Here is a 2,967-nt window from a genome sequence, read left to right as displayed (position 1 = left end):
CGGCGAACGCGGGCTCGCCCGGCCCCGTGCCGCCCGCCGGACCCGGCCGGCCGGCGGGGGCGGGTCCGGGCCGGCGGGACGCGCCCGCCACGTCCGTCCAGGAGATCATCGGACCCGGGACTCCTCGCGCCGCGGCTCCGGAGGCTCCTCGTCGGCCACGTGGACGTCGTCCACGGTGATGTTCACCTCGACGACCTCCAGGCCGCACATGTGCTCGATCTCGTTGGCGACGTTGGTGCGCACGGCGGCGGCCAGGTCCGGGATGGACAGGCCGTACTCCACGACGAGATCGATGTCGACGGCAGCCTGGCGCTCGCCGACCTGGACGGCCACGCCCTGCGTGCTGTCGGACGTGACGCCCGGGATGCGCTCCCGGACCGACCCGATCGTCCGGGACATGCCCGCGCCCATCTCGTGCACGCCGCCGACCTGCCGGGCGGCCATCGTGGCGATCTTCGCCACGACGTCGTCGGCGATCCGGGTGCTGCCGCCAGACGTGATCAGTTCGCTCGACCCCCCGTCGGCGCCCCGCTTGCGCCTCGCTCCGACCGCGGCCTGCTCGGCTCCTCGCCTGTCGTCCTGACTCACGATGCCCCCCATGCCATGCGTCGGCTGACCTGCGGATGATGCTCACGCAGCGTTACCCAAAACGGCTATAGGGCCAAAGAGTGGGTCAATGCCGAACTAAGTTCGGTGAACGGGCGAGGCCGGGCCCGCCGGGCGGCGGAGGCTCCCTCAGGCCGCGGGACCGCGCCCGGCGGGCCGGGTCGCGGCCGCCAGGTCCGCGGCGACCCGGCCGCGCACGTGCTCGATGAGACGGATCATGTCCGGGCAGTAGACCGTGGGGTTGTCGAAGCCCGTCCCGTGCCGGTAGCGATGAGCCTGGAGACCCGCTCCGCACACGGCGACGAGCGGGCACGCCCGGCACCGCTCGCACAGGCCCGCCGCGCCGAGCTGCCGCTCGACCGCGGCCGGGAGGGCGCGCGCCGCGTCCAGGGAGTCGCGCAGGACGTTCAGGCCGGTGCCGGCGGAGGCGGCGGTCATGGGCTTGAGCAGGTCGGAGTGCTCGATCGCGCCGTCGGTCTCGATGACGGCGTACCGCACGGGCGCGAGCCCGAGCCCCTCGTTGCCGACGCTCCCGCCGAGCAGCAGCGTGAGCAGGTCGCTGAACGTCCGGACGTCCGCCGGCGGCTCCGCCGCGCCGTACCAGCGGTCGAAGATCTCGATGAGCCAGTCGGCGTACGGGGTGGCGGGCGACCCCTCGGCGCGTCCCGGGGGAGGCGCCGACCAGTTCCCGTGGGGGAGGAGGAAGTCCACGCGGGGCGGACGGTGGCGCAGCAGCGCCTCGTAGGTCGCGACCGGGTCGTTGCGGAGATCGATCGTGCAGAGGATGCCCGAGAACAGGTGCCGGTACGGGCCGGTGGACAGGGCGTCGAGCGCGGCCGCCACCGCGGCGTGGCTTCCCCGGCCGTCCGGCAGGCGGCGGTGCCGGTCCTGCGCGGAGGCGTCGCCGTCCATGCTCACGCCGATCCGGACGCCGAGCCGGTCGAGCTGGGCGAGGCGGGCCCCGGTCAGGCGGGTGCCGTTCGTCTGCACGAAGAACGACGCGGCCACGCCCTCGGCGCGCACGGAACCGACGACCCGCTCGATGAGGGGCGGCGCCGCCAGCAGCGGCTCGCCCCCGTGCAGCACGACCTCGACCGAGGGGAGCGCGTGCTGGCGGACGTGGTCCCCGATGCGCCGGGCGGCCGCGTCGACCACCTCGGCCGGCATCGCGACCGGGCGGTCGCGCCAGCTCTGGTCGCCCATCTCGTAGACGTAGCAGTAGTCGCAGGCCAGGTTGCAGCGGCTGTGGATCTTGAGGATGAACTCCCGGAAGGGCAGCGCCTCCCGCGGCGCGGGCGGGCTCACGCGACCGGATCCGGCAGGTCGCGGACCGCCCGCAGGCAGCCGGGCAGCGGCCCGTTGGCGGCGATCCAGCGCGCGCGGTGCGCGGCGGACCGCTCCGCCGCCAGCGCGGCGGCCGGCCCCGGGACCGGCTCGGCGCTCCACTGGTCCAGCACGTGCCGCATCCCCCGCACGAACCGCACGGTGAGCGCGGGCAGGCGGTCGTGCGAGCAGAGCTGGACGAGCCCGAGCCGCACCGCCTCCCGCCATTGCGCGTACTCCAGATGCGCCGCCAGCGCCTGTTCGCCCCGCTCCAGCCAGCGCTGCCGCCGCCAGAACCGCGCGACGCCGAGGAAGGCGTACGTGCCGTGCAGCAGGCCGGAGAACGGCCTCGGGTCGGGGCGCCAGGGCGCGTAGTAGCGGCGGGCGTCGTCGCCGGGCAGCAGCCTCACCGCGTCCATGATCGCCGCCAGCTTGCCGTGCTGGGCCTCGTGGACGAGCGTGACCGCGAGCTGGGTCGGGTCCACCGGCAGGGACAGCGCGACGCAGCCGAAGTGCTCCCGCGAGGTGGCGCTGCGGAACTCGTCGCCGGAAGTCCGCAGGGGCGTGAGCGTGGACACCGTGCCGGACAGCTCGCGCGCGCTGAAGCGGTGGTGGCGGGACAGCAGGTCCCAGCTCTCGCCGAGCGTGCGCTCCAGCTCGGCCGCGGCCGCCTCGGAGAGGCGCTCGGCTGCGGCGGACGACGCGCGGGGGAAGCGGAACGGGTCCACATCGTCGAGGAGGAGCGCGAACTCGGTTCTCCCGCCGGACCGGGCGCGGAGGGTGCGCAGCCCCCGCCAGCCCGGCGCGTCAGGGGCGCCGTCGATGGGGATCGGTGAGCTCGTCCGCCCGGCGGTGGCGACCGCCTTCCGGCCGTCGTGGACGATCCGCACGGTATCGGCGCCTTCCGGGGCGGTGAGGACGCCCACCGACGGCAGGGTGACCACGCCGCGGGAGACGGGAACGGCGAACGTCCCCGCACAGCGTCCGCGCACCGCCGCCGCCGCGGCCAGCCCCGCGAGCTGCCCGGGGCGCTCGCCG

Annotated in this window: 3 protein-coding genes; all 3 read right to left on the bottom strand. The window is 75.5% G+C overall.

Annotated elements, in window-relative coordinates; genetic code table 11:
* Nucleotides 1-105 precede the first annotated feature (105 nt).
* Complete coding sequence (locus ABWI04_RS42340; RefSeq protein ID WP_378190710.1) at nt 106-591, bottom strand: Asp23/Gls24 family envelope stress response protein; 486 nt, start codon at nt 589-591, stop codon at nt 106-108.
* 144 nt (nt 592-735) lie between these two features.
* Complete coding sequence (locus tag ABWI04_RS42335) at nt 736-1,911, bottom strand: FxsB family cyclophane-forming radical SAM/SPASM peptide maturase (RefSeq protein ID WP_353835935.1); 1,176 nt, start codon at nt 1,909-1,911, stop codon at nt 736-738.
* On the bottom strand, nt 1,908-2,967 hold a 1,060-nt coding region (locus tag ABWI04_RS42330; protein WP_353835934.1), incomplete at its 5' end, for an aKG-HExxH-type peptide beta-hydroxylase. The genes ABWI04_RS42330 and ABWI04_RS42335, both read right to left, overlap by 4 nt.

This window comes from Actinomadura sp. NPDC000929 (assembly GCF_040492065.1).
Lineage (GTDB): Bacteria > Actinomycetota > Actinomycetes > Streptosporangiales > Streptosporangiaceae > Spirillospora > Spirillospora verrucosospora.
This window is presented reverse-complemented; position numbering and strand designations above follow the sequence as displayed.